This window comes from Sphingobium sp. KKT206 (assembly GCF_055640555.1).
Window position 1 is genome coordinate 123,029 of the sequence record NZ_JBVMWC010000003.1, and the last position, 22,893, is coordinate 145,921.

General features: G+C 61.5%; 26 protein-coding genes. All 26 read right to left on the bottom strand.

Translation table 11 applies throughout. The features are described from left to right. Positions 1-6: 6 nt before the first annotated feature. Entirely contained in the window at positions 7-816 is an 810-nt protein-coding gene (locus ACZ2HM_RS23665) for a hypothetical protein (protein WP_230461523.1), read from the bottom strand. Between the two features lie 130 nt (positions 817-946). Next, entirely contained in the window at positions 947-1,171 is a 225-nt protein-coding gene (locus ACZ2HM_RS23670) for a hypothetical protein (RefSeq protein ID WP_129927365.1), read from the bottom strand. 2 nt (positions 1,172-1,173) lie between these two features. Further along, entirely contained in the window at positions 1,174-1,380 is a 207-nt protein-coding gene (locus ACZ2HM_RS23675; protein WP_041380136.1) for a PRTRC system protein C, read from the bottom strand. Positions 1,381-1,428: 48 nt separating this feature from the next. Then, entirely contained in the window at positions 1,429-1,854 is a 426-nt protein-coding gene (locus tag ACZ2HM_RS23680) for a PRTRC system protein E (protein ID WP_011950465.1), read from the bottom strand. A gap of 35 nt (positions 1,855-1,889) precedes the next feature. Further along, the gene (locus ACZ2HM_RS23685; protein WP_470427347.1) at positions 1,890-3,530 is read right to left on the bottom strand and encodes a PRTRC system ParB family protein; all 1,641 of its coding nucleotides are present in this window, start codon (positions 3,528-3,530) and stop codon (positions 1,890-1,892) included. Continuing rightward, positions 3,523-4,314 carry a TniQ family protein gene (locus ACZ2HM_RS23690; protein ID WP_007803196.1) on the bottom strand — a complete coding sequence of 264 codons (792 nt, stop codon included), beginning with the start codon at positions 4,312-4,314 and terminating at the stop codon, positions 3,523-3,525. Before ACZ2HM_RS23690 ends, ACZ2HM_RS23685 begins: the two co-directional genes overlap by 8 nt. After that, a complete protein-coding gene (locus tag ACZ2HM_RS23695; protein WP_024099410.1) occupies positions 4,311-5,192 on the bottom strand; it encodes a TniB family NTP-binding protein in 882 nt (293 codons plus the stop codon). Before ACZ2HM_RS23695 ends, ACZ2HM_RS23690 begins: the two co-directional genes overlap by 4 nt. A 1-nt stretch (position 5,193) precedes the next feature. Next, positions 5,194-6,828: a Mu transposase C-terminal domain-containing protein gene (locus tag ACZ2HM_RS23700; RefSeq protein ID WP_024099411.1), complete on the bottom strand. Its 1,635-nt coding sequence runs from the start codon at positions 6,826-6,828 to the stop codon at positions 5,194-5,196. A gap of 80 nt (positions 6,829-6,908) precedes the next feature. Next, entirely contained in the window at positions 6,909-7,223 is a 315-nt protein-coding gene (locus ACZ2HM_RS23705; RefSeq protein WP_066769423.1) for a hypothetical protein, read from the bottom strand. Between the two features lie 215 nt (positions 7,224-7,438). Next, positions 7,439-8,467, bottom strand: coding sequence for an alpha/beta hydrolase (locus ACZ2HM_RS23710; protein WP_066769428.1), 1,029 nt, complete (start codon positions 8,465-8,467; stop codon positions 7,439-7,441). Between the two features lie 69 nt (positions 8,468-8,536). Next, entirely contained in the window at positions 8,537-8,758 is a 222-nt protein-coding gene (locus tag ACZ2HM_RS23715; RefSeq protein ID WP_066769435.1) for an aspartyl/asparaginyl beta-hydroxylase domain-containing protein, read from the bottom strand. 93 nt (positions 8,759-8,851) lie between these two features. Continuing rightward, the gene (locus ACZ2HM_RS23720; protein WP_470427343.1) at positions 8,852-9,643 is read right to left on the bottom strand and encodes a TniQ family protein; all 792 of its coding nucleotides are present in this window, start codon (positions 9,641-9,643) and stop codon (positions 8,852-8,854) included. Further along, the gene (locus tag ACZ2HM_RS23725; protein ID WP_024099410.1) at positions 9,640-10,521 is read right to left on the bottom strand and encodes a TniB family NTP-binding protein; all 882 of its coding nucleotides are present in this window, start codon (positions 10,519-10,521) and stop codon (positions 9,640-9,642) included. The genes ACZ2HM_RS23720 and ACZ2HM_RS23725 overlap by 4 nt, the downstream gene beginning before the upstream one ends. Position 10,522: 1 nt before the next feature. Further along, positions 10,523-12,157: a Mu transposase C-terminal domain-containing protein gene (locus ACZ2HM_RS23730; protein ID WP_024099411.1), complete on the bottom strand. Its 1,635-nt coding sequence runs from the start codon at positions 12,155-12,157 to the stop codon at positions 10,523-10,525. A gap of 80 nt (positions 12,158-12,237) precedes the next feature. After that, positions 12,238-12,552 carry a hypothetical protein gene (locus ACZ2HM_RS23735; RefSeq protein WP_066769423.1) on the bottom strand — a complete coding sequence of 105 codons (315 nt, stop codon included), beginning with the start codon at positions 12,550-12,552 and terminating at the stop codon, positions 12,238-12,240. 215 nt (positions 12,553-12,767) lie between these two features. Then, on the bottom strand, positions 12,768-13,796 hold the full coding sequence (locus tag ACZ2HM_RS23740) for an alpha/beta hydrolase (protein ID WP_066769428.1): 1,029 nt from the start codon (positions 13,794-13,796) through the stop codon (positions 12,768-12,770). Between the two features lie 69 nt (positions 13,797-13,865). After that, the gene (locus ACZ2HM_RS23745) at positions 13,866-14,087 is read right to left on the bottom strand and encodes an aspartyl/asparaginyl beta-hydroxylase domain-containing protein (RefSeq protein ID WP_066769435.1); all 222 of its coding nucleotides are present in this window, start codon (positions 14,085-14,087) and stop codon (positions 13,866-13,868) included. A gap of 93 nt (positions 14,088-14,180) precedes the next feature. Then, complete coding sequence (locus tag ACZ2HM_RS23750) at positions 14,181-14,972, bottom strand: TniQ family protein (RefSeq protein ID WP_008335465.1); 792 nt, start codon at positions 14,970-14,972, stop codon at positions 14,181-14,183. Next, positions 14,969-15,850, bottom strand: a complete 882-nt coding sequence (locus tag ACZ2HM_RS23755; protein WP_024099410.1) for a TniB family NTP-binding protein — start codon at positions 15,848-15,850, stop codon at positions 14,969-14,971. The genes ACZ2HM_RS23750 and ACZ2HM_RS23755 overlap by 4 nt, the downstream gene beginning before the upstream one ends. Position 15,851: 1 nt before the next feature. Continuing rightward, positions 15,852-17,486, bottom strand: a complete 1,635-nt coding sequence (locus tag ACZ2HM_RS23760) for a Mu transposase C-terminal domain-containing protein (protein ID WP_024099411.1) — start codon at positions 17,484-17,486, stop codon at positions 15,852-15,854. An 80-nt stretch (positions 17,487-17,566) separates the two neighbouring features. Then, positions 17,567-17,881 (bottom strand): hypothetical protein, encoded by a 315-nt coding sequence (locus ACZ2HM_RS23765; RefSeq protein ID WP_066769423.1) that lies wholly within the window; start codon positions 17,879-17,881, stop codon positions 17,567-17,569. A 215-nt stretch (positions 17,882-18,096) separates the two neighbouring features. Then, positions 18,097-19,125, bottom strand: coding sequence for an alpha/beta hydrolase (locus tag ACZ2HM_RS23770; protein ID WP_066769428.1), 1,029 nt, complete (start codon positions 19,123-19,125; stop codon positions 18,097-18,099). A gap of 69 nt (positions 19,126-19,194) precedes the next feature. Continuing rightward, on the bottom strand, positions 19,195-19,416 hold the full coding sequence (locus ACZ2HM_RS23775; RefSeq protein ID WP_066769435.1) for an aspartyl/asparaginyl beta-hydroxylase domain-containing protein: 222 nt from the start codon (positions 19,414-19,416) through the stop codon (positions 19,195-19,197). A 93-nt stretch (positions 19,417-19,509) separates the two neighbouring features. Next, a complete protein-coding gene (locus ACZ2HM_RS23780) occupies positions 19,510-20,301 on the bottom strand; it encodes a TniQ family protein (RefSeq protein WP_008335465.1) in 792 nt (263 codons plus the stop codon). Continuing rightward, positions 20,298-21,179, bottom strand: coding sequence for a TniB family NTP-binding protein (locus ACZ2HM_RS23785; RefSeq protein ID WP_024099410.1), 882 nt, complete (start codon positions 21,177-21,179; stop codon positions 20,298-20,300). The genes ACZ2HM_RS23780 and ACZ2HM_RS23785 overlap by 4 nt, the downstream gene beginning before the upstream one ends. A 1-nt stretch (position 21,180) precedes the next feature. Next, positions 21,181-22,815 carry a Mu transposase C-terminal domain-containing protein gene (locus ACZ2HM_RS23790; RefSeq protein WP_024099411.1) on the bottom strand — a complete coding sequence of 545 codons (1,635 nt, stop codon included), beginning with the start codon at positions 22,813-22,815 and terminating at the stop codon, positions 21,181-21,183. Between the last annotated feature and the right edge of the window lie 78 nt (positions 22,816-22,893).

Sequence of the window (22,893 nt, forward strand, 5' to 3'; positions counted from 1 at the left end):
ACGGCCTCACGGATTGGGTGGGTCGAAGCGGACGAGGTCCTGGGCGGCGAGCAGGAACTGGACGCCGAGGCGCAGGCTTGCGAACCAGTCGTCGATCCGGCTGACATCGGGCAGCGGGCAGATGCCGCAGACGTCCATGAAGCCCATTTCCATGCCGTGGCGGGCGACATCGTCGAGCTCGCGCGCGAACTCATCGAAAGGCACGAGCGTCAACGGCGGCAGGGACGAGCATTCCTCGATCCCCGGCACATATTCGTAGAGAATGTCGGTATCGAAGTGCCAGGCGTTGCGGTCCGATGGCAGCCGCTTGAGCGCCTTGTGCGCGTCGCGAAGCTGGCAGAGCGCCTCGCGCAGGCCCTTCGGAAGGGCGGCCGGTTTCGCCGCGTTCGCGCCGATCATCCAGTCAGGCCGGCGCGCGTTCATCTCCGAAGGCATGGTCTGCTCTTCGAGTTCCTCGGCGCTGAGGCCGTGATAGGCGATCAGGCTCTGGCGCGCGCCCTCGTCGTCGATCTCCCCGTCCCAGTAATACATGGAGATTTCGTCGAAGAGGTCCTGGTAGCCGAAGATCGGGAGCGCGGTGCCGAGGGTTTCGCCGAGCGCCGCATAGGCCGCGGCACGCCAGGGGGTGGGCGCCTCGCCGGTTTCGATCCAGCCGAGATCCAGCTGTCCGAGGCTGTCACACGCGACCGCGATCGCCGGCGGGTTGGCGTCTTCGCCGGTGAGGACCGCGATCCGCAGGTCGACGATTTCGATCGGGTCCAGGATCTCGAGCACGGCAGCGTTGAAAACCTGCTCGATGCGGCGGCGGGCACTCACACGGGTGTATTGCTTGGCGCTCGGCTCTCGCCCCGCGACCCAGCGGCCGATCAGCTTGTGGTGATTGCTGAGGGGCTGGTCGAAGGTCGCGGGAATGTCGGCCGATAACGCGACCGTTCGCCCCGCGAGGTCAACCGAGGGGCGCGAGCCTGAGACCGGGAGGAGGCTGGAGCGGCTCCGGCGCTTCGCCTTTGCCGTTGTCGGGATCGGGGAGGATCCGCGCGTGAAGCGCCTTGGCCTGGGCGCTGCAGGAAGGCTGGGGGAACTCGCTCGTGTTGCCATCGTCGTGCTCGATCCATTCGAGGAGCGTCTTGCGCGGTGCGGCGGGGATCGGCGCGTCGTTGCCGCAGGGCACGATCAGCCCTTGGTGCCGACGGCGCGGCGATATTCGGTGACGTGGGCGGTGCCCGACACGCCGGCGTCCACCGCCTCGGCAGTGAGAATCGCCGGGTAGAGGGTAGCATGATAGGCGCGCAGAGCTTGGCGGTCGTCCGCAAGGTGCGGCGGCACGGGCAGGTCGATGCCGTCGTAGCGATAGGCGCGGGTGAGCTGGTTGATCTGCATGGCTGGCCTTCCGGGCTGGTGGTGATCGGGAAGTTCAAGGGCGGCGCGTCACCAGAGGCTGGCGGGCTCCTCGGCCTTGGCATCGACCGGCGGGCTGCTGGGAGCCGGCGTCTTCGGTGAGGCTGCAGGCGCGGGCGTCTTGGGCGCAGCCGCCTTGGCTTTGGCTGCCTCGGCGGCGGCCGCCCGTGCGGCTTCGGCAGCCTGTCGCTGCTCCGCGATCTGATCGGCAAGGGTGCGGCGCGAGGCGATGAGCTGGCCGAGCGCGCCGTCAGGGCCCCGGGCGAGCTCCGCATCGATTTCTGCGGCGGTCGCCGTGATCGAGATCGGCCGGGTTTCGCTGGCCTCGAGATTGTCCTTTGCGCCTTCGGCCTTGCGCGGAAGGATGGTCAGGGTGACCGTGTCGTTGGCGCCGGCGACAAGATCGAAGCCGAGCGAGTAGCGGGCGAGCATAGGAAGAAGGCTGGAGATCAGCATGGCGTTCGGTCCTTGTGTGAGATTGGAGAAGCGGGTCAGGCGGCTTGTCGGGAGAGCGGCTCTTCGGCTTGGGCCGGCACGGGGGGCGGGCCATATTGGCCGTCGAGCGTCATCGAGCTCGGCAGGCGGCCGGCCCAGTCGAAGCCGGTGGCGTTGAGCATGCCAGCGATCAGGTCGGCCTTCTTCGCACTGAGCAGCTTGGCGAACGCCTTTTCGCTTACATGCGCGACGAGGCCGCACTCCTGGGCGATGAACCTGAGTTCGTCCTTGGTGTAGCGCTCGAGGAATGTCTTATCGACCTGCCAGACATCGCGCAGGTCGACGTCGAAGGTCCGGGCGAGGTCGGCGACATGGCCGAAGGTGAGCACATCCTTGGCATAAGCGGCGCCGATCGCGGAAAGCACCTTCTCGGCCTGAGCCTCGGGCAACGCGCGGATCTCCGCGATCTTGGCGCTGTAGGCGAGCTCCGGGAACGAGGCGCCCACCAGCAGGCCGGCGCGGGCCTTCAGCGTCTCCGGTTTGATCTGCGAGAGCGTGCCCGACATCGCGGCGACCAGGATCGCGGTCTGGGCGTGCGCGGCATTGCCGGCGAGCGCACGGGCGAGCGCGGTGCGCCACGTCGCCTCGCGCAGGTCGCTGGTGCGGCCGGCGATCGACTTGACGGTGACCGTTGGCTTGTGCGCCTGGACTATACTGCCCTTGGATTGAACGACAGTGGGCGGCGTGGATGCGGGCGTGGCTGCCGTGCCCGAAGGCGAGGCGCGGTCGCCTGCCTCTTCCTGATCGTCCGCTTCCGGCGGGCTCTGGTCGATGGCGTCGTCTTCGTCGTCATCCTGTTCCTCGTCCTCGATGTCGTCTGCGGGCGGCGGCGCCGCTGCCTTGGCCGCGGCAGCGGCGCGCTCCTGCTCCTCGCGTTGGGCGGTTTCCCACGCCTCGGTCTTGAGCTGGAAGCAGCCCGGATTGGTGCAATGGCCGTCATCGACATGGGTTTCGAACAGGGTTCGCTGTGCGGCCGAGTTGAACGGACAGGTGGTGCAGTCGGTCTTGTCGAAGCACGCCGCGCCGAGATTCTGGGTGACGCGCATGAGGAGGTCGCGGGTCTTGCTGACATCGAGACCGGAGCCCAGGATGGTCTCGAGGGCCTTGTCCTGCTTGTCGGCGGGGATCGCGGCGAGGAGTTCAGCATGGCCGACCTTGATCCGCCGTTCGTCGAGCGCAAGTTTGACCGCCTCGGAGAGTTCGGCGAGCGCCAGGCGGCGATCGAGCTTGGCCCGCGACCAGCCCAGACGCCGCGCGGCCTCGGCGCGATCGTTACGGCATGCGGCGAGCACGCGAACGGCCGCGTCCGCTTGTTCCGTCTCCGAGGCGTCGTCGCGATTGTCGTTCTCGTCGATTGCCGCCTCGAGGGCCTCCTGGTCGGTCATCTCGCGGATGATCGCGGGCACCTCGCCGTCGGAACCGAACGCTTCCAGCGCCGCCCTGTACCGGCGCTCGCCGGCGACGATGGCGTAGCTATCGTCCGAGCTGGGTGCCGGACGAACCAGGATCGGCTGCAGGATGCCACGAATGCGGATCGAAGCGACGAGATCGTCGTGCTTTTTCCGGTCGAAATAGTGTCGCGTTGCCCTTAAATCTGAGACACGACGCGTTCGGGGATATTTTTTGCCCTTAATTATGAGATTCCACTGCCATCGCGCCTATGCTTTTCGCGCGCTGCCGGGCGATGTAATCGACCGCGGCAAGCAGACGTGGCTCCTTATCGAAGGCGCGCAATAGAGCAACCCTTGCATAGTCGTCGATGCCGGAGCTTGAGATGGCCGCTTTGACCAGTGGACGGGATTGGGCTGCATCAATTGCAGCAAGGCAAAACAGCCTTACTTCCAGCCTGTGGCCCTGAAGAGCGTATAACGGATCTCCGCGGAAGGCCTTTAATGATATGGCAAAGGTGACCGCGCGCATTGCGCGCCGAAATTGCTTGGAGCTGCGTAATCGCGCGGCGTATTCAAGCCGCGCGGCGCCGTTGCGCGCACGATTTATCAGCTTTTCGGGCATCTGTTCGCCACTGGCCTTGCCGAGCGTCGGCACAAGTCTCGTCCCACAAACCTGGCAGTCGAATGCCCAGGCTCGCCTCCAATGCTTGAGCGAAAGGCCCTCTCTGGAACATTGCAGGCAATGCTGGAATGGTATCTGGGCCGTCAGCGAGGCTTCTCGTGTCGTCATTGCTGGGAAGGTCAAAGATCGCACAACATCTGGGTCAATCCGTGCGGCGTTGGCAATCTTCGCCGCCGCAGCCGCGTCGACGTTGAAGTTCAAGGCGGTGCCATGCGCGGTATCGATTCTGAGATGAGCCAGTAGTTCCGCATCATCACAGTAGTTGGCCGCCGCCAGCCTAGACAACCAACCTGACAACAACTCGTCGGGCAGCGGCGCGACAGTCTTGGGCAGCGGGTGCGGCTTCACACCCCGGACTTCTCGAGCCGCCGATGGGGGTTCGCATGGCGCGACCAAACCGGCGTCCATTTTGCGATTGCGTCATCGGTGATGCATTCATCACCTGTGACAATGGCGTCGATGGAAAGATCCTTGATCAGGGCGAAGATGCGCGAGGTCACCCCGCCGGTCAGCGCAAGTATCTGCTTTAGTGACTTGACCTTCAGATTGGATTTCTTCTCGAGGGGCATTGCCGCGATGAGTGTCTGGATCATGTCCGAGAACTCGGCGTCGTCGCGCCAGTTTGGAAGGTGATGTTCGTCCAGCCGCCTGGCAAGCTGGATATCACCACGGATGGCATCGACGGCCTCGCTGACCCCCAGGCAGACCAGCGACACTTCGAGTTCATTGCTGAGATACCGCAGAACATTGAGAAAGCGGCGCTGTTCGCGGTGGGTCCCGGCCAAGAGGTTGTGGACTTCGTCGATCATGATCATCCGCAGGCCAAGGTCGCGCAAGAGCGCGACGACACGGACTTCGAGGGAGGCCACATTTTGAGCGCGCGCGCTCAGTGCCGTGGCCGGTGCCCCGACGGTCGCCAGGATGTGCAGATAGAACCGTCGTTCGTCGGGAGCTGGTGGTGCTTGTAACAGTAACAGCGGCGTTCGCGTAATTCCCGATGCTGGGTCATATTCCGGTGCATATCTGCGCGAAAGATTGCGGGCGATCATCGTCTTTCCGATCCCGGACGCGCCATGCACAAGAAGGCCAGGCATACGGGTTTGCCTTGGCGCTTCGATCATACACTGCAAACGGTCCAGAACTTGTTCGGCCCGCGGAAAGCCAATCCAGATATCCGATTGAATGAGGGTGATCCGACCGTCTTCCTCTGTTTTTCCTGCCCTCAATTCACCATCTCTCCACCTTGAACAATGGGCGCGATGTATCACCCGTATCGATCGCGCGCAGCCCTTCGGTTGTTGAGACGGCCGAGTTGGCGCCCTCCAATGTCCCTTTTCTTTCACGGGATCGGCGTTCGGCCCTCGTCAGGCTCCGGCTTTCAGACTCGATTTGGCGTTGCTGTCGGATCAGCTCAGCCAGGACCAGCTCATTGGACCCGGACTTGCCAAGGGCACGGGCATTCCTCATGGCTTCGCGATATTCCCAGAGCGACACAGGCGGAATTTCCAGGTTTCGGTACCGAGCTTCGACGTATCGGTCATTATCCAGTTCGACCCAGATCACCGAGAGGTCGCGAGGGTCGTAGCGGACGACCACCTTTCCATCCCCGCGCCCGATGTGGCCTGCAAGCGCATCGGACCAGTACCGTATCTGGAACAGATGGATGCCGTCACGCCTGACCTTGCGCAGTTCACTTGGCAGAAAGCTCACCCGAAAGGCTTCAATCTCGAAGGGGATATCGCCCATCATTTGCTCTGAGAGCGCCTCCCATTTGGCAACGGGCGTGCAGCCAAGACTTGAATGAATGCTGTTGTTGTAGCGGCAGATTTCCAGAGCAAACCAGCGATCGAAGTCGCTTAAGGTCATCGTGGCCATGCCCTCGGCGTCATAGTCGCCCTTGGCCACGACCGAGGATTGCGTTGTTCCAGGCAACAGGTGCACGGCCCCCATCATCGTGCCGATCAATCGTTCGATGTGCCCTCCGAAATGAGGACTGCCTGGCGGCCGATAGACCAGATCGATCCCCCATTCTGCACATGCCGACCGAAAGGCATGCGACCGGAAATCGCGCCCGTTATCGACGTGGATGCTATGCGGTTTACCCTGCGCGGGCCAAGGAACATTGCGCACCAATTCCGCCAGAAGTTCCGCCTTGGGGGCCACAGCCTGTGTCAGGCAAAGCGCCACCGACAGACGCGAAGGTGCCTCGAGAGAGGTGTAATATCCGGTCACCATCCGCGTTGCGACGTCGATCGCCAGCGTGACCCAAGGCCGCCCAATTGGTTTGCGTTCAAAACTGTCGACGAGAATGATGTCCGCAGGCGTATGGTCGATTTGCACGACCTCCAGTGGCCGGTTTGCCTTGTTGTCGCCTACGACCGGCGCAAATTTCTGGCGGGCCGCCTTTGCGCCTTCGCGTGCCTTGGCAATTTCACGGGCATCCATTGCATCCAGCCTGCGCTGAACCGTCCGACGTGTCGGCGGTTGCAAGCCCTGCTGCCAGCACGCGCTTCGGATTTCTGTCACGATGCGCGACAGGCTTGGGCGTTCCCGCCGTAAGAAATAACGGCGAAGATGTTCTTCGATCACCGCTTCCACCTTGCCGGATATCAAGGTTGTACCAGTCGGGCGGCCCCGTTTCCGAGAAGCCAGCGCGCTGGTGCGCCCACCCTCTTCGGCCAGACGCTTTATCCAGCGCCAGACAGTCGCCCTGCTGACACCAAGCTCCCAAACGGCGTCATTGATGCCACTTTCCAGACTGCCAGTTCCTTTGAGATATGCCTGAACAAGCGGACGCAGAACGGCCGCCCTGCGCGCCTCCTCAGCACCAGCGGCAACGAAGTCTTCGCGATCATCATCCATCAATATTTGCCACACGAAGCTGCGAACCCTGTCTCAGGTTTAAGGGCAAAAATATCGGATTTAAAGGCAAAATATCATATTTAAGGGCAAAGCAAGGCCGTTGATTTCGTTGGATTTCTCATCTCACAATTAAGGGCTACGCGACACCAGCGATAGCCCGCAAAGATCGAGCCTGTGAAACTGTCATCGGCCAGATCATACGGCCCGCCAATATCGAACATGTCGCCCTGCGACAGGCCGACCGACCCACCGATATAGAACCCGCCCCAATCGGGGTCGGGCATCGGAACGATTTCGGGAACGTAAGGCGGCGGCGGGGCAATCGGGCCGGTGGCTTGCGCGGTCCCCGCCGACAGAGCGACAAGCAGCGCGGCACAGGAAATACTGGACTTCATGATGACCTCCTACAACGTGGGGCCGCCGAAACAGATCGGAAGCCGCAAAGCCGTGGGGCGCTTATGTGCCGCACGGCACTTCAGGTCTCAGGGTCCGCCTTTGGCCTACGAAAATCAACCATCGGATGCGCGACAGAGTGCCACGGCCCCGCGATGCGCAACCTGTGCGGGCATAACGGCCCCATGTCTGTGCGCCATGGTCGATGATTAAGCGCTCAGAGTGTCCGACGCAGCCAGTTGCTGATCTGCGTGGTGGCCTGCGCCCCTTGCGGCACGGCCCGGCGGGCCGACACGAAACCGTGGATCTGCCCCGAGTATTCGTGCAGATCAGACGTGACGCCCGCAGCCTCAAGCGCCTGATGATACATCGCCCCGTCATCGCGCAACGCGTCATGCCCGGCGGTCAGGATCAGCGCCTGCGGCTGGCCCGTCAGCCGGTCCGAAAAGATGGGCGAGACCCGAGGATCGCCGCGTTGCTCGACCGCCGGGACATATTGATCCATGTGCCAGTCGATGCGGTCGCGCGGCAAAACATAGGCCTTGGCCAGCGAGGTCATGGAGGGCGTTTCCCCCCGGCTGTCCACGGCCGGATAGATCAGCACCTGCGCCTTGGGCATCGGCAGGCCCAGCCCCGCCAGATCATGCATCAGCACGGCGGTCAGGTTGCCGCCCGCGCTGTCGCCGCTGACGGCCAGCCGCGCCGGATCGACGCCCCAGTCATCAGGCGCATCCAGCACGGCCCGATAGGCGGCCAGCACATCATCCGGCCCGGCGGGCCAGGGATGCTCGGGCGCCAGCCGATAATCGAGTGAAATGACGCGGATCCCCGCCTCGAGCGCGATTTGACCGCACAGCCCGTCATGGGTATCCAGCCCGCCCAGCACCCAACCGCCGCCGTGGATATAGATCAGCGTGGGGCGATCCTTTGCCTGGGGCTGGGTGTCATAGACGCGCGCGGGCCGCGGGCCATCTGCGCCCGCGATGCTGACATCGCGCTTGGTGACCTGCGCGGGGGACGGGGTGTCGAACTTGTCTGCCAGCACCACCAGCGAGCGGCGGCTGTCTTCCAGCGTGGGGATCACGCCCGGCACCCGCACCGCGTTGAACAGCTCGCCCAAGGCCTGCGCCTTGGCGTCGATCTTGCGGCCATCGACCACTTTGCGCCGACCGGCAAACCACAGCGCCGCCACGGGTTCGGGCGCGCGAACGATTGCCAGTTTCAGCAGCATCGAGAGCTTGTTCATCCTGTCCCCCCCAAAGGCTTTGCCCCAAGATGCACGAACATCCCGGCAGGATCAAGGGGGGCGTGCGCCTCAGGCCGCGCGCATCCGCCCCTCATTGATCCAGCTATACAGCTGCCCACCGCGCATGATCGCCCGAAACGCGATTTTCTGGCGCAACCGGGTGACCGGGCGACGAATGTCCAAAAGCAGGGCCAGCCGCGGGTTGGGGCCGGGATTGAGCACCTCGTGCGGAAAAGTGTCATCCCACAACAGCCCCTCGCCTTCGGCATAGGGAACACGCTGGCCATCCACCTCAAGCCAAGGGGCCTGTTCGCTGCCGCAATCGGGCGCTGTCGCGTTGCCCTTAAATCTGAGACACGACGCGTTCGGGGATATTTTTTGCCCTTAATTATGAGATTCCACTGCCATCGCGCCTATGCTTTTCGCGCGCTGCCGGGCGATGTAAACAACCGCGGCAAGCAGACGTGGCTCCTTATCGAAGGCGCGCAATAGAGCAACCCTTGCATAGTCGTCGATGCCGGAGCTTGAGATGGCCGCTTTGACCAGTGGACGGGATTGGGCTGCATCAATTGCAGCAAGGCAAAACAGCCTTACTTCCAGCCTGTGGCCCTGAAGAGCGTATAACGGATCTCCGCGGAAGGCCTTTAATGATATGGCAAAGGTGACCGCGCGCATTGCGCGCCGAAATTGCTTGGAGCTGCGTAATCGCGCGGCGTATTCAAGCCGCGCGGCGCCGTTGCGCGCACGATTTATCAGCTTTTCGGGCATCTGTTCGCCACTGGCCTTGCCGAGCGTCGGCACAAGTCTCGTCCCACAAACCTGGCAGTCGAATGCCCAGGCTCGCCTCCAATGCTTGAGCGAAAGGCCCTCTCTGGAACATTGCAGGCAATGCTGGAATGGTATCTGGGCCGTCAGCGAGGCTTCTCGTGTCGTCATTGCTGGGAAGGTCAAAGATCGCACAACATCTGGGTCAATCCGTGCGGCGTTGGCAATCTTCGCCGCCGCAGCCGCGTCGACGTTGAAGTTCAAGGCGGTGCCATGCGCGGTATCGATTCTGAGATGAGCCAGTAGTTCCGCATCATCACAGTAGTTGGCCGCCGCCAGCCTAGACAACCAACCTGACAACAACTCGTCGGGCAGCGGCGCGACAGTCTTGGGCAGCGGGTGCGGCTTCACACCCCGGACTTCTCGAGCCGCCGATGGGGGTTCGCATGGCGCGACCAAACCGGCGTCCATTTTGCGATTGCGTCATCGGTGATGCATTCATCACCTGTGACAATGGCGTCGATGGAAAGATCCTTGATCAGGGCGAAGATGCGCGAGGTCACCCCGCCGGTCAGCGCAAGTATCTGCTTTAGTGACTTGACCTTCAGATTGGATTTCTTCTCGAGGGGCATTGCCGCGATGAGTGTCTGGATCATGTCCGAGAACTCGGCGTCGTCGCGCCAGTTTGGAAGGTGATGTTCGTCCAGCCGCCTGGCAAGCTGGATATCACCACGGATGGCATCGACGGCCTCGCTGACCCCCAGGCAGACCAGCGACACTTCGAGTTCATTGCTGAGATACCGCAGAACATTGAGAAAGCGGCGCTGTTCGCGGTGGGTCCCGGCCAAGAGGTTGTGGACTTCGTCGATCATGATCATCCGCAGGCCAAGGTCGCGCAAGAGCGCGACGACACGGACTTCGAGGGAGGCCACATTTTGAGCGCGCGCGCTCAGTGCCGTGGCCGGTGCCCCGACGGTCGCCAGGATGTGCAGATAGAACCGTCGTTCGTCGGGAGCTGGTGGTGCTTGTAACAGTAACAGCGGCGTTCGCGTAATTCCCGATGCTGGGTCATATTCCGGTGCATATCTGCGCGAAAGATTGCGGGCGATCATCGTCTTTCCGATCCCGGACGCGCCATGCACAAGAAGGCCAGGCATACGGGTTTGCCTTGGCGCTTCGATCATACACTGCAAACGGTCCAGAACTTGTTCGGCCCGCGGAAAGCCAATCCAGATATCCGATTGAATGAGGGTGATCCGACCGTCTTCCTCTGTTTTTCCTGCCCTCAATTCACCATCTCTCCACCTTGAACAATGGGCGCGATGTATCACCCGTATCGATCGCGCGCAGCCCTTCGGTTGTTGAGACGGCCGAGTTGGCGCCCTCCAATGTCCCTTTTCTTTCACGGGATCGGCGTTCGGCCCTCGTCAGGCTCCGGCTTTCAGACTCGATTTGGCGTTGCTGTCGGATCAGCTCAGCCAGGACCAGCTCATTGGACCCGGACTTGCCAAGGGCACGGGCATTCCTCATGGCTTCGCGATATTCCCAGAGCGACACAGGCGGAATTTCCAGGTTTCGGTACCGAGCTTCGACGTATCGGTCATTATCCAGTTCGACCCAGATCACCGAGAGGTCGCGAGGGTCGTAGCGGACGACCACCTTTCCATCCCCGCGCCCGATGTGGCCTGCAAGCGCATCGGACCAGTACCGTATCTGGAACAGATGGATGCCGTCACGCCTGACCTTGCGCAGTTCACTTGGCAGAAAGCTCACCCGAAAGGCTTCAATCTCGAAGGGGATATCGCCCATCATTTGCTCTGAGAGCGCCTCCCATTTGGCAACGGGCGTGCAGCCAAGACTTGAATGAATGCTGTTGTTGTAGCGGCAGATTTCCAGAGCAAACCAGCGATCGAAGTCGCTTAAGGTCATCGTGGCCATGCCCTCGGCGTCATAGTCGCCCTTGGCCACGACCGAGGATTGCGTTGTTCCAGGCAACAGGTGCACGGCCCCCATCATCGTGCCGATCAATCGTTCGATGTGCCCTCCGAAATGAGGACTGCCTGGCGGCCGATAGACCAGATCGATCCCCCATTCTGCACATGCCGACCGAAAGGCATGCGACCGGAAATCGCGCCCGTTATCGACGTGGATGCTATGCGGTTTACCCTGCGCGGGCCAAGGAACATTGCGCACCAATTCCGCCAGAAGTTCCGCCTTGGGGGCCACAGCCTGTGTCAGGCAAAGCGCCACCGACAGACGCGAAGGTGCCTCGAGAGAGGTGTAATATCCGGTCACCATCCGCGTTGCGACGTCGATCGCCAGCGTGACCCAAGGCCGCCCAATTGGTTTGCGTTCAAAACTGTCGACGAGAATGATGTCCGCAGGCGTATGGTCGATTTGCACGACCTCCAGTGGCCGGTTTGCCTTGTTGTCGCCTACGACCGGCGCAAATTTCTGGCGGGCCGCCTTTGCGCCTTCGCGTGCCTTGGCAATTTCACGGGCATCCATTGCATCCAGCCTGCGCTGAACCGTCCGACGTGTCGGCGGTTGCAAGCCCTGCTGCCAGCACGCGCTTCGGATTTCTGTCACGATGCGCGACAGGCTTGGGCGTTCCCGCCGTAAGAAATAACGGCGAAGATGTTCTTCGATCACCGCTTCCACCTTGCCGGATATCAAGGTTGTACCAGTCGGGCGGCCCCGTTTCCGAGAAGCCAGCGCGCTGGTGCGCCCACCCTCTTCGGCCAGACGCTTTATCCAGCGCCAGACAGTCGCCCTGCTGACACCAAGCTCCCAAACGGCGTCATTGATGCCACTTTCCAGACTGCCAGTTCCTTTGAGATATGCCTGAACAAGCGGACGCAGAACGGCCGCCCTGCGCGCCTCCTCAGCACCAGCGGCAACGAAGTCTTCGCGATCATCATCCATCAATATTTGCCACACGAAGCTGCGAACCCTGTCTCAGGTTTAAGGGCAAAAATATCGGATTTAAAGGCAAAATATCATATTTAAGGGCAAAGCAAGGCCGTTGATTTCGTTGGATTTCTCATCTCACAATTAAGGGCTACGCGACACCAGCGATAGCCCGCAAAGATCGAGCCTGTGAAACTGTCATCGGCCAGATCATACGGCCCGCCAATATCGAACATGTCGCCCTGCGACAGGCCGACCGACCCACCGATATAGAACCCGCCCCAATCGGGGTCGGGCATCGGAACGATTTCGGGAACGTAAGGCGGCGGCGGGGCAATCGGGCCGGTGGCTTGCGCGGTCCCCGCCGACAGAGCGACAAGCAGCGCGGCACAGGAAATACTGGACTTCATGATGACCTCCTACAACGTGGGGCCGCCGAAACAGATCGGAAGCCGCAAAGCCGTGGGGCGCTTATGTGCCGCACGGCACTTCAGGTCTCAGGGTCCGCCTTTGGCCTACGAAAATCAACCATCGGATGCGCGACAGAGTGCCACGGCCCCGCGATGCGCAACCTGTGCGGGCATAACGGCCCCATGTCTGTGCGCCATGGTCGATGATTAAGCGCTCAGAGTGTCCGACGCAGCCAGTTGCTGATCTGCGTGGTGGCCTGCGCCCCTTGCGGCACGGCCCGGCGGGCCGACACGAAACCGTGGATCTGCCCCGAGTATTCGTGCAGATCAGACGTGACGCCCGCAGCCTCAAGCGCCTGATGATACATCGCCCCGTCATCGCGCAACGCGTCATGCCCGGCGGTCAGGATCAGCGCCTGCGGCTGGCCCGTCAGCCGGTCCGAAAAGATGGGCGAGACCCGAGGATCGCCGCGTTGCTCGACCGCCGGGACATATTGATCCATGTGCCAGTCGATGCGGTCGCGCGGCAAAACATAGGCCTTGGCCAGCGAGGTCATGGAGGGCGTTTCCCCCCGGCTGTCCACGGCCGGATAGATCAGCACCTGCGCCTTGGGCATCGGCAGGCCCAGCCCCGCCAGATCATGCATCAGCACGGCGGTCAGGTTGCCGCCCGCGCTGTCGCCGCTGACGGCCAGCCGCGCCGGATCGACGCCCCAGTCATCAGGCGCATCCAGCACGGCCCGATAGGCGGCCAGCACATCATCCGGCCCGGCGGGCCAGGGATGCTCGGGCGCCAGCCGATAATCGAGTGAAATGACGCGGATCCCCGCCTCGAGCGCGATTTGACCGCACAGCCCGTCATGGGTATCCAGCCCGCCCAGCACCCAACCGCCGCCGTGGATATAGATCAGCGTGGGGCGATCCTTTGCCTGGGGCTGGGTGTCATAGACGCGCGCGGGCCGCGGGCCATCTGCGCCCGCGATGCTGACATCGCGCTTGGTGACCTGCGCGGGGGACGGGGTGTCGAACTTGTCTGCCAGCACCACCAGCGAGCGGCGGCTGTCTTCCAGCGTGGGGATCACGCCCGGCACCCGCACCGCGTTGAACAGCTCGCCCAAGGCCTGCGCCTTGGCGTCGATCTTGCGGCCATCGACCACTTTGCGCCGACCGGCAAACCACAGCGCCGCCACGGGTTCGGGCGCGCGAACGATTGCCAGTTTCAGCAGCATCGAGAGCTTGTTCATCCTGTCCCCCCCAAAGGCTTTGCCCCAAGATGCACGAACATCCCGGCAGGATCAAGGGGGGCGTGCGCCTCAGGCCGCGCGCATCCGCCCCTCATTGATCCAGCTATACAGCTGCCCACCGCGCATGATCGCCCGAAACGCGATTTTCTGGCGCAACCGGGTGACCGGGCGACGAATGTCCAAAAGCAGGGCCAGCCGCGGGTTGGGGCCGGGATTGAGCACCTCGTGCGGAAAAGTGTCATCCCACAACAGCCCCTCGCCTTCGGCATAGGGAACACGCTGGCCATCCACCTCAAGCCAAGGGGCCTGTTCGCTGCCGCAATCGGGCGCTGTCGCGTTGCCCTTAAATCTGAGACACGACGCGTTCGGGGATATTTTTTGCCCTTAATTATGAGATTCCACTGCCATCGCGCCTATGCTTTTCGCGCGCTGCCGGGCGATGTAAACAACCGCGGCAAGCAGACGTGGCTCCTTATCGAAGGCGCGCAATAGAGCAACCCTTGCATAGTCGTCGATGCCGGAGCTTGAGATGGCCGCTTTGACCAGTGGACGGGATTGGGCTGCATCAATTGCAGCAAGGCCAAACAGCCTTACTTCCAGCCTGTGGCCCTGAAGAGCGTATAACGGATCTCCGCGGAAGGCCTTTAATGATATGGCAAAGGTGACCGCGCGCATTGCGCGCCGAAATTGCTTGGAGCTGCGTAATCGCGCGGCGTATTCAAGCCGCGCGGCGCCGTTGCGCGCACGATTTATCAGCTTTTCGGGCATCTGTTCGCCACTGGCCTTGCCGAGCGTCGGCACAAGTCTCGTCCCACAAACCTGGCAGTCGAATGCCCAGGCTCGCCTCCAATGCTTGAGCGAAAGGCCCTCTCTGGAACATTGCAGGCAATGCTGGAATGGTATCTGGGCCGTCAGCGAGGCTTCTCGTGTCGTCATTGCTGGGAAGGTCAAAGATCGCACAACATCTGGGTCAATCCGTGCGGCGTTGGCAATCTTCGCCGCCGCAGCCGCGTCGACGTTGAAGTTCAAGGCGGTGCCATGCGCGGTATCGATTCTGAGATGAGCCAGTAGTTCCGCATCATCACAGTAGTTGGCCGCCGCCAGCCTAGACAACCAACCTGACAACAACTCGTCGGGCAGCGGCGCGACAGTCTTGGGCAGCGGGTGCGGCTTCACACCCCGGACTTCTCGAGCCGCCGATGGGGGTTCGCATGGCGCGACCAAACCGGCGTCCATTTTGCGATTGCGTCATCGGTGATGCATTCATCACCTGTGACAATGGCGTCGATGGAAAGATCCTTGATCAGGGCGAAGATGCGCGAGGTCACCCCGCCGGTCAGCGCAAGTATCTGCTTTAGTGACTTGACCTTCAGATTGGATTTCTTCTCGAGGGGCATTGCCGCGATGAGTGTCTGGATCATGTCCGAGAACTCGGCGTCGTCGCGCCAGTTTGGAAGGTGATGTTCGTCCAGCCGCCTGGCAAGCTGGATATCACCACGGATGGCATCGACGGCCTCGCTGACCCCCAGGCAGACCAGCGACACTTCGAGTTCATTGCTGAGATACCGCAGAACATTGAGAAAGCGGCGCTGTTCGCGGTGGGTCCCGGCCAAGAGGTTGTGGACTTCGTCGATCATGATCATCCGCAGGCCAAGGTCGCGCAAGAGCGCGACGACACGGACTTCGAGGGAGGCCACATTTTGAGCGCGCGCGCTCAGTGCCGTGGCCGGTGCCCCGACGGTCGCCAGGATGTGCAGATAGAACCGTCGTTCGTCGGGAGCTGGTGGTGCTTGTAACAGTAACAGCGGCGTTCGCGTAATTCCCGATGCTGGGTCATATTCCGGTGCATATCTGCGCGAAAGATTGCGGGCGATCATCGTCTTTCCGATCCCGGACGCGCCATGCACAAGAAGGCCAGGCATACGGGTTTGCCTTGGCGCTTCGATCATACACTGCAAACGGTCCAGAACTTGTTCGGCCCGCGGAAAGCCAATCCAGATATCCGATTGAATGAGGGTGATCCGACCGTCTTCCTCTGTTTTTCCTGCCCTCAATTCACCATCTCTCCACCTTGAACAATGGGCGCGATGTATCACCCGTATCGATCGCGCGCAGCCCTTCGGTTGTTGAGACGGCCGAGTTGGCGCCCTCCAATGTCCCTTTTCTTTCACGGGATCGGCGTTCGGCCCTCGTCAGGCTCCGGCTTTCAGACTCGATTTGGCGTTGCTGTCGGATCAGCTCAGCCAGGACCAGCTCATTGGACCCGGACTTGCCAAGGGCACGGGCATTCCTCATGGCTTCGCGATATTCCCAGAGCGACACAGGCGGAATTTCCAGGTTTCGGTACCGAGCTTCGACGTATCGGTCATTATCCAGTTCGACCCAGATCACCGAGAGGTCGCGAGGGTCGTAGCGGACGACCACCTTTCCATCCCCGCGCCCGATGTGGCCTGCAAGCGCATCGGACCAGTACCGTATCTGGAACAGATGGATGCCGTCACGCCTGACCTTGCGCAGTTCACTTGGCAGAAAGCTCACCCGAAAGGCTTCAATCTCGAAGGGGATATCGCCCATCATTTGCTCTGAGAGCGCCTCCCATTTGGCAACGGGCGTGCAGCCAAGACTTGAATGAATGCTGTTGTTGTAGCGGCAGATTTCCAGAGCAAACCAGCGATCGAAGTCGCTTAAGGTCATCGTGGCCATGCCCTCGGCGTCATAGTCGCCCTTGGCCACGACCGAGGATTGCGTTGTTCCAGGCAACAGGTGCACGGCCCCCATCATCGTGCCGATCAATCGTTCGATGTGCCCTCCGAAATGAGGACTGCCTGGCGGCCGATAGACCAGATCGATCCCCCATTCTGCACATGCCGACCGAAAGGCATGCGACCGGAAATCGCGCCCGTTATCGACGTGGATGCTATGCGGTTTACCCTGCGCGGGCCAAGGAACATTGCGCACCAATTCCGCCAGAAGTTCCGCCTTGGGGGCCACAGCCTGTGTCAGGCAAAGCGCCACCGACAGACGCGAAGGTGCCTCGAGAGAGGTGTAATATCCGGTCACCATCCGCGTTGCGACGTCGATCGCCAGCGTGACCCAAGGCCGCCCAATTGGTTTGCGTTCAAAACTGTCGACGAGAATGATGTCCGCAGGCGTATGGTCGATTTGCACGACCTCCAGTGGCCGGTTTGCCTTGTTGTCGCCTACGACCGGCGCAAATTTCTGGCGGGCCGCCTTTGCGCCTTCGCGTGCCTTGGCAATTTCACGGGCATCCATTGCATCCAGCCTGCGCTGAACCGTCCGACGTGTCGGCGGTTGCAAGCCCTGCTGCCAGCACGCGCTTCGGATTTCTGTCACGATGCGCGACAGGCTTGGGCGTTCCCGCCGTAAGAAATAACGGCGAAGATGTTCTTCGATCACCGCTTCCACCTTGCCGGATATCAAGGTTGTACCAGTCGGGCGGCCCCGTTTCCGAGAAGCCAGCGCGCTGGTGCGCCCACCCTCTTCGGCCAGACGCTTTATCCAGCGCCAGACAGTCGCCCTGCTGACACCAAGCTCCCAAACGGCGTCATTGATGCCACTTTCCAGACTGCCAGTTCCTTTGAGATATGCCTGAACAAGCGGACGCAGAACGGCCGCCCTGCGCGCCTCCTCAGCACCAGCGGCAACGAAGTCTTCGCGATCATCATCCATCAATATTTGCCACACGAAGCTGCGAACCCTGTCTCAGGTTTAAGGGCAAAAATATCGGATTTAAAGGCAAAATATCATATTTAAGGGCAAAGCAAGGCCGTTGATTTCGTTGGATTTCTCATCTCACAATTAAGGGCTACGCGACACCAGCGATAGCCCGCAAAGATCGAGCCTGTGAAACTGTCATCGGCCAGATCATACGGCCCGCCAATATCGAACATGTCGCCCTGCGACAGGCCGACCGACCCACCGATATAGAACCCGCCCCAATCGGGGTCGGGCATCGGAACGATTTCGGGAACGTAAGGCGGCGGCGGGGCAATCGGGCCGGTGGCTTGCGCGGTCCCCGCCGACAGAGCGACAAGCAGCGCGGCACAGGAAATACTGGACTTCATGATGACCTCCTACAACGTGGGGCCGCCGAAACAGATCGGAAGCCGCAAAGCCGTGGGGCGCTTATGTGCCGCACGGCACTTCAGGTCTCAGGGTCCGCCTTTGGCCTACGAAAATCAACCATCGGATGCGCGACAGAGTGCCACGGCCCCGCGATGCGCAACCTGTGCGGGCATAACGGCCCCATGTCTGTGCGCCATGGTCGATGATTAAGCGCTCAGAGTGTCCGACGCAGCCAGTTGCTGATCTGCGTGGTGGCCTGCGCCCCTTGCGGCACGGCCCGGCGGGCCGACACGAAACCGTGGATCTGCCCCGAGTATTCGTGCAGATCAGACGTGACGCCCGCAGCCTCAAGCGCCTGATGATACATCGCCCCGTCATCGCGCAACGCGTCATGCCCGGCGGTCAGGATCAGCGCCTGCGGCTGGCCCGTCAGCCGGTCCGAAAAGATGGGCGAGACCCGAGGATCGCCGCGTTGCTCGACCGCCGGGACATATTGATCCATGTGCCAGTCGATGCGGTCGCGCGGCAAAACATAGGCCTTGGCCAGCGAGGTCATGGAGGGCGTTTCCCCCCGGCTGTCCACGGCCGGATAGATCAGCACCTGCGCCTTGGGCATCGGCAGGCCCAGCCCCGCCAGATCATGCATCAGCACGGCGGTCAGGTTGCCGCCCGCGCTGTCGCCGCTGACGGCCAGCCGCGCCGGATCGACGCCCCAGTCATCAGGCGCATCCAGCACGGCCCGATAGGCGGCCAGCACATCATCCGGCCCGGCGGGCCAGGGATGCTCGGGCGCCAGCCGATAATCGAGTGAAATGACGCGGATCCCCGCCTCGAGCGCGATTTGACCGCACAGCCCGTCATGGGTATCCAGCCCGCCCAGCACCCAACCGCCGCCGTGGATATAGATCAGCGTGGGGCGATCCTTTGCCTGGGGCTGGGTGTCATAGACGCGCGCGGGCCGCGGGCCATCTGCGCCCGCGATGCTGACATCGCGCTTGGTGACCTGCGCGGGGGACGGGGTGTCGAACTTGTCTGCCAGCACCACCAGCGAGCGGCGGCTGTCTTCCAGCGTGGGGATCACGCCCGGCACCCGCACCGCGTTGAACAGCTCGCCCAAGGCCTGCGCCTTGGCGTCGATCTTGCGGCCATCGACCACTTTGCGCCGACCGGCAAACCACAGCGCCGCCACGGGTTCGGGCGCGCGAACGATTGCCAGTTTCAGCAGCATCGAGAGCTTGTTCATCCTGTCCCCCCCAAAGGCTTTGCCCCAAGATGCACGAACATCCCGGCAGGATCAAGGGGGGCGTGCGCCTCAGGCCGCGCGCATCCGCCCCTCATTGATCCAGCTATACAGCTGCCCACCGCGCATGATCGCCCGAAACGCGATTTTCTGGCGCAACCGGGTGACCGGGCGACGAATGTCCAAAAGCAGGGCCAGCCGCGGGTTGGGGCCGGGATTGAGCACCTCGTGCGGAAAAGTGTCATCCCACAACAGCCCCTCGCCTTCGGCATAGGGAACACGCTGGCCATCCACCTCAAGCCAAGGGGCCTGTTCGCTGCCGCAATCGGGCGCTGTCGCGTTGCCCTTAAATCTGAGACACGACGCGTTCGGGGATATTTTTTGCCCTTAATTATGAGATTCCACTGCCATCGCGCCTATGCTTTTCGCGCGCTGCCGGGCGATGTAAACAACCGCGGCAAGCAGACGTGGCTCCTTATCGAAGGCGCGCAATAGAGCAACCCTTGCATAGTCGTCGATGCCGGAGCTTGAGATGGCCGCTTTGACCAGTGGACGGGATTGGGCTGCATCAATTGCAGCAAGGCCAAACAGCCTTACTTCCAGCCTGTGGCCCTGAAGAGCGTATAACGGATCTCCGCGGAAGGCCTTTAATGATATGGCAAAGGTGACCGCGCGCATTGCGCGCCGAAATTGCTTGGAGCTGCGTAATCGCGCGGCGTATTCAAGCCGCGCGGCGCCGTTGCGCGCACGATTTATCAGCTTTTCGGGCATCTGTTCGCCACTGGCCTTGCCGAGCGTCGGCACAAGTCTCGTCCCACAAACCTGGCAGTCGAATGCCCAGGCTCGCCTCCAATGCTTGAGCGAAAGGCCCTCTCTGGAACATTGCAGGCAATGCTGGAATGGTATCTGGGCCGTCAGCGAGGCTTCTCGTGTCGTCATTGCTGGGAAGGTCAAAGATCGCACAACATCTGGGTCAATCCGTGCGGCGTTGGCAATCTTCGCCGCCGCAGCCGCGTCGACGTTGAAGTTCAAGGCGGTGCCATGCGCGGTATCGATTCTGAGATGAGCCAGTAGTTCCGCATCATCACAGTAGTTGGCCGCCGCCAGCCTAGACAACCAACCTGACAACAACTCGTCGGGCAGCGGCGCGACAGTCTTGGGCAGCGGGTGCGGCTTCACACCCCGGACTTCTCGAGCCGCCGATGGGGGTTCGCATGGCGCGACCAAACCGGCGTCCATTTTGCGATTGCGTCATCGGTGATGCATTCATCACCTGTGACAATGGCGTCGATGGAAAGATCCTTGATCAGGGCGAAGATGCGCGAGGTCACCCCGCCGGTCAGCGCAAGTATCTGCTTTAGTGACTTGACCTTCAGATTGGATTTCTTCTCGAGGGGCATTGCCGCGATGAGTGTCTGGATCATGTCCGAGAACTCGGCGTCGTCGCGCCAGTTTGGAAGGTGATGTTCGTCCAGCCGCCTGGCAAGCTGGATATCACCACGGATGGCATCGACGGCCTCGCTGACCCCCAGGCAGACCAGCGACACTTCGAGTTCATTGCTGAGATACCGCAGAACATTGAGAAAGCGGCGCTGTTCGCGGTGGGTCCCGGCCAAGAGGTTGTGGACTTCGTCGATCATGATCATCCGCAGGCCAAGGTCGCGCAAGAGCGCGACGACACGGACTTCGAGGGAGGCCACATTTTGAGCGCGCGCGCTCAGTGCCGTGGCCGGTGCCCCGACGGTCGCCAGGATGTGCAGATAGAACCGTCGTTCGTCGGGAGCTGGTGGTGCTTGTAACAGTAACAGCGGCGTTCGCGTAATTCCCGATGCTGGGTCATATTCCGGTGCATATCTGCGCGAAAGATTGCGGGCGATCATCGTCTTTCCGATCCCGGACGCGCCATGCACAAGAAGGCCAGGCATACGGGTTTGCCTTGGCGCTTCGATCATACACTGCAAACGGTCCAGAACTTGTTCGGCCCGCGGAAAGCCAATCCAGATATCCGATTGAATGAGGGTGATCCGACCGTCTTCCTCTGTTTTTCCTGCCCTCAATTCACCATCTCTCCACCTTGAACAATGGGCGCGATGTATCACCCGTATCGATCGCGCGCAGCCCTTCGGTTGTTGAGACGGCCGAGTTGGCGCCCTCCAATGTCCCTTTTCTTTCACGGGATCGGCGTTCGGCCCTCGTCAGGCTCCGGCTTTCAGACTCGATTTGGCGTTGCTGTCGGATCAGCTCAGCCAGGACCAGCTCATTGGACCCGGACTTGCCAAGGGCACGGGCATTCCTCATGGCTTCGCGATATTCCCAGAGCGACACAGGCGGAATTTCCAGGTTTCGGTACCGAGCTTCGACGTATCGGTCATTATCCAGTTCGACCCAGATCACCGAGAGGTCGCGAGGGTCGTAGCGGACGACCACCTTTCCATCCCCGCGCCCGATGTGGCCTGCAAGCGCATCGGACCAGTACCGTATCTGGAACAGATGGATGCCGTCACGCCTGACCTTGCGCAGTTCACTTGGCAGAAAGCTCACCCGAAAGGCTTCAATCTCGAAGGGGATATCGCCCATCATTTGCTCTGAGAGCGCCTCCCATTTGGCAACGGGCGTGCAGCCAAGACTTGAATGAATGCTGTTGTTGTAGCGGCAGATTTCCAGAGCAAACCAGCGATCGAAGTCGCTTAAGGTCATCGTGGCCATGCCCTCGGCGTCATAGTCGCCCTTGGCCACGACCGAGGATTGCGTTGTTCCAGGCAACAGGTGCACGGCCCCCATCATCGTGCCGATCAATCGTTCGATGTGCCCTCCGAAATGAGGACTGCCTGGCGGCCGATAGACCAGATCGATCCCCCATTCTGCACATGCCGACCGAAAGGCATGCGACCGGAAATCGCGCCCGTTATCGACGTGGATGCTATGCGGTTTACCCTGCGCGGGCCAAGGAACATTGCGCACCAATTCCGCCAGAAGTTCCGCCTTGGGGGCCACAGCCTGTGTCAGGCAAAGCGCCACCGACAGACGCGAAGGTGCCTCGAGAGAGGTGTAATATCCGGTCACCATCCGCGTTGCGACGTCGATCGCCAGCGTGACCCAAGGCCGCCCAATTGGTTTGCGTTCAAAACTGTCGACGAGAATGATGTCCGCAGGCGTATGGTCGATTTGCACGACCTCCAGTGGCCGGTTTGCCTTGTTGTCGCCTACGACCGGCGCAAATTTCTGGCGGGCCGCCTTTGCGCCTTCGCGTGCCTTGGCAATTTCACGGGCATCCATTGCATCCAGCCTGCGCTGAACCGTCCGACGTGTCGGCGGTTGCAAGCCCTGCTGCCAGCACGCGCTTCGGATTTCTGTCACGATGCGCGACAGGCTTGGGCGTTCCCGCCGTAAGAAATAACGGCGAAGATGTTCTTCGATCACCGCTTCCACCTTGCCGGATATCAAGGTTGTACCAGTCGGGCGGCCCCGTTTCCGAGAAGCCAGCGCGCTGGTGCGCCCACCCTCTTCGGCCAGACGCTTTATCCAGCGCCAGACAGTCGCCCTGCTGACACCAAGCTCCCAAACGGCGTCATTGATGCCACTTTCCAGACTGCCAGTTCCTTTGAGATATGCCTGAACAAGCGGACGCAGAACGGCCGCCCTGCGCGCCTCCTCAGCACCAGCGGCAACGAAGTCTTCGCGATCATCATCCATCAATATTTGCCACACGAAGCTGCGAACCCTGTCTCAGGTTTAAGGGCAAAAATATCGGATTTAAAGGCAAAATATCAT

Coding starts and splice junctions, on each gene's coding strand:
- ACZ2HM_RS23675 (WP_041380136.1), bottom strand. CDS start 1,380: ATGCAGATCAACCAGCTCACCCGCGCCTATCGCTACGACGGCATCGAC.
- ACZ2HM_RS23680 (WP_011950465.1), bottom strand. CDS start 1,854: ATGCTGATCTCCAGCCTTCTTCCTATGCTCGCCCGCTACTCGCTCGGC.
- ACZ2HM_RS23700 (WP_024099411.1), bottom strand. CDS start 6,828: ATGGATGATGATCGCGAAGACTTCGTTGCCGCTGGTGCTGAGGAGGCG.
- ACZ2HM_RS23705 (WP_066769423.1), bottom strand. CDS start 7,223: ATGAAGTCCAGTATTTCCTGTGCCGCGCTGCTTGTCGCTCTGTCGGCG.
- ACZ2HM_RS23710 (WP_066769428.1), bottom strand. CDS start 8,467: ATGAACAAGCTCTCGATGCTGCTGAAACTGGCAATCGTTCGCGCGCCC.
- ACZ2HM_RS23730 (WP_024099411.1), bottom strand. CDS start 12,157: ATGGATGATGATCGCGAAGACTTCGTTGCCGCTGGTGCTGAGGAGGCG.
- ACZ2HM_RS23735 (WP_066769423.1), bottom strand. CDS start 12,552: ATGAAGTCCAGTATTTCCTGTGCCGCGCTGCTTGTCGCTCTGTCGGCG.
- ACZ2HM_RS23740 (WP_066769428.1), bottom strand. CDS start 13,796: ATGAACAAGCTCTCGATGCTGCTGAAACTGGCAATCGTTCGCGCGCCC.
- ACZ2HM_RS23760 (WP_024099411.1), bottom strand. CDS start 17,486: ATGGATGATGATCGCGAAGACTTCGTTGCCGCTGGTGCTGAGGAGGCG.
- ACZ2HM_RS23765 (WP_066769423.1), bottom strand. CDS start 17,881: ATGAAGTCCAGTATTTCCTGTGCCGCGCTGCTTGTCGCTCTGTCGGCG.
- ACZ2HM_RS23770 (WP_066769428.1), bottom strand. CDS start 19,125: ATGAACAAGCTCTCGATGCTGCTGAAACTGGCAATCGTTCGCGCGCCC.
- ACZ2HM_RS23790 (WP_024099411.1), bottom strand. CDS start 22,815: ATGGATGATGATCGCGAAGACTTCGTTGCCGCTGGTGCTGAGGAGGCG.